Raw genomic sequence first — 2525 nt, forward strand, 5'->3', positions numbered from 1 at the left:
CCAACGTCACGTTCGTCCGGCGTACCGTGCGTCCGTCCGGATCCTCACCAGGCCCCGGACGACCGGCTCAGAACCCGCCGGTCTGCTCGTCGCGCCGGCGCTGCCAGCGCTGCTCCACCCGGTCCATCATCCCTGCCTTGCGGCGCGGGGCCGCGGCCGGCCCGGCGCCCTGGGTCTGTCCGGCGGGCCCACGGCGCCAGCCGGTCACGGCGAAGACGGCGCACCCCAGCATCACCAGGAACCCGACCACGCTGACCCAGATCTGGTTGGGTACGACCATGCCGCCCATCAGCAGGCCGATGCCCACCACGAAGCCACCGACGGCCAGGTACACCCGGCGACGGGTGTAGGTGCGCAGACCGGTTCCCTCAAGCGCCGACGCGAATTTGGGATCTTCGGCATACAGCGCTCGCTCCATCTGGTCGAGCAGTCGCTGCTCGTGCTCCGAGAGCGGCACGGAGTCCTCCTACTCGTCGGTCGCGGGTGCGACCGGTCCGCCGCCCCGGTCGGGGAGGCACGTCCAATCAGCCTTCAGAACACGCGGTCGGACGCCTGTGCGGGGGCCCGGGTCCGTGTCGTCCATATGCCCCGCGCTTCCGGCTGTCATGCTTTCCGGCTTTACCCAGATCATACGGTCCACCGGCCGGTTCCGGAGTGGTCGACCACGCGTGGGCCCGGCCACTTCGGCGGCTCCCAGCTGCACAGTGCTCAACGCGGAGGCCGCCGGACAAGTGCCCGATCCGATGGAATGGGCCCGGACCTGGGGGGATCGTGAGGAGACGGTGAGGAGACGGCCGGGAGACGCGGCGGCGGTGCGCGGGCGAACGGCGGCGGACGGGCCGGTCAGGCCAGGGTGGCCAGCAGGTGGAGCTGGGTCGCCACGGCGTGGAACGCGGGCTGCCCGGCGGCCGCCTCCTCCAGCTTGAGCAGCGCCTCCATGGCACCCGGCTCGGTGTCCACCAGGACGCCGGGCACCAGGTCGGCGAAGACCCGGACCCCGTGCACGGACTCGACCCGCAGGCCCGCCCCGACCGCCAGCCGGTCCAGCTCCTCGCCGGTGAAGCGGCGCGGCATCGGGTCGCTGTCGCCCCAGCGGCCGTCGTCGGCGGCCAGCACCGCGCGGGCCTCGGCGAAGTGGCCGCCGAGGGCCCGGGCGAGCACCGCACCGTTCCGGTTCGCGGCCAGCAGGCTCACGAAGCCGCCCCGGCGCAGGGTGCCGGCCAGACTGCCGAGGGCGTCCGCCGGGTCGTCCACGACCTCCAGCACGCCGTGGCAGAGCACCGCGTCGACGCTGCCGGGCGCGACCAGCTCGGGCAGCGTCTGGGTGTCGCCCTGCACGGCGCGGACCAGGTCGGTCACGCCGGCCTCGGCGGCCCGCCGCTCCAGCGCGAACAGCGCGTCCGGGCTCGGGTCGACCACGGTGACCCGGTGGCCGAGCCGGGCCACCGGCACCGCGAAGTTGCCGGTGCCGCCACCGGTGTCCACCACGTCCAGCACCGGCTGGTCCAGCTCGGCCGCCCGCTTCTCCAGGGCGGCCCGCACCACCTCCCACACCACGGCGGTACGCAGGGCACTGCGGGGACGCGTCGGGTACAAGGCGGGGCTCCTTGGCACGTGCAGATTCGATCAGGTTGCCTCCACCTTAGACCGAGCGGACGACGCGCCCGCGACGCCGGTCACCCGGCGTCACCCGGGTCGTCGGCACCGTCCAGCGGCAGGCGCGGGGCGGGCGGGGTCGGGTGCAGGCCGAGCAGCCGCTCGACCAGACGGAGGAAGAAGGCGGAGTTGCGGATCAGGTCGTCGGCGTCGCGGGCCGAGGCGGAGCCCCGGATGCCGGCCTCGGCGGCGGCCCGGCGGCGCGCACCGGCCGCGAAGTACACCGCCCACTCGGCGAGTTCGGGCGCGACCTCGGGCAGCACCTCCCAGGCGCTGCGGATCGCCCGGCGGCGCCGGGGGTTCTTCTCGGGCCGCCCCCGGACGGCCAGCACCGCCGCGACGGTGCGCAGCGCCGCGAGGTGCGCGGCGGCGTACCGCTCCAGCGGGTCCTCCAGGGAACGGGAACGGGTCAGGGTCCGGTGGGCGTCGGCGAGCAGGTCGAGGGCGGCGGGCGGAGCGGAGACCCGGCGCAGCACCGGGTGCACGTCGGCGCCGGTCGCCGGCCCGTGGGCGGCGGGCCGGTCGGCGGCCGGTCGGTCGGCGGCGGAGTGGAGGCGGGCGGTGACGGGCTCAGGGTGGCTGATGGTCATGGTCTCCCCCGTTCCGAGGCAGCGCACGGACCGGGTGATCCGCGCTCCTCCATCGTGACCGGCACCACTGACAATCCGGCCGGAGCGCCGTCGCCGGCGCGGGTACCGAAGCGCCGTCCCCCACGGACGGCGCTTCGGAGCACCCCGGTCCCCCCGTTCGCCGCGGCCCCCGGCCGCGGGGGTCGGGCCCGGGTCCCCCCCCCGGGGCGGCCGTCCCCCCGGGCGCGCCCCGCGCCCCCGGGGCGGCGGGGCGGGGGCGGCGCGCGGGGCCGGGGGGGA

Annotated in this window: 3 protein-coding genes; all 3 read right to left on the reverse strand. The window is 76.3% G+C overall.

All coding sequences use genetic code 11. The annotated features are described in order from the left end of the window. Positions 1 to 67: 67 nt before the first annotated feature. Positions 68 to 457 (reverse strand): DUF3040 domain-containing protein, encoded by a 390-nt coding sequence (locus ACFWOG_RS40570; RefSeq protein ID WP_329882157.1) that lies wholly within the window; start codon positions 455 to 457, stop codon positions 68 to 70. A gap of 386 nt (positions 458 to 843) precedes the next feature. After that, positions 844 to 1596 carry a methyltransferase domain-containing protein gene (locus tag ACFWOG_RS40575; protein WP_329952027.1) on the reverse strand — a complete coding sequence of 251 codons (753 nt, stop codon included), beginning with the start codon at positions 1594 to 1596 and terminating at the stop codon, positions 844 to 846. A gap of 80 nt (positions 1597 to 1676) precedes the next feature. Continuing rightward, positions 1677 to 2246: an SAV_6107 family HEPN domain-containing protein gene (locus ACFWOG_RS40580; RefSeq protein ID WP_329952026.1), complete on the reverse strand. Its 570-nt coding sequence runs from the start codon at positions 2244 to 2246 to the stop codon at positions 1677 to 1679. Positions 2247 to 2525: the final 279 nt, after the last annotated feature.

The sequence above is a fragment of the Kitasatospora sp. NPDC058406 genome (assembly GCF_042722765.1).
GTDB lineage: Bacteria > Actinomycetota > Actinomycetes > Streptomycetales > Streptomycetaceae > Kitasatospora.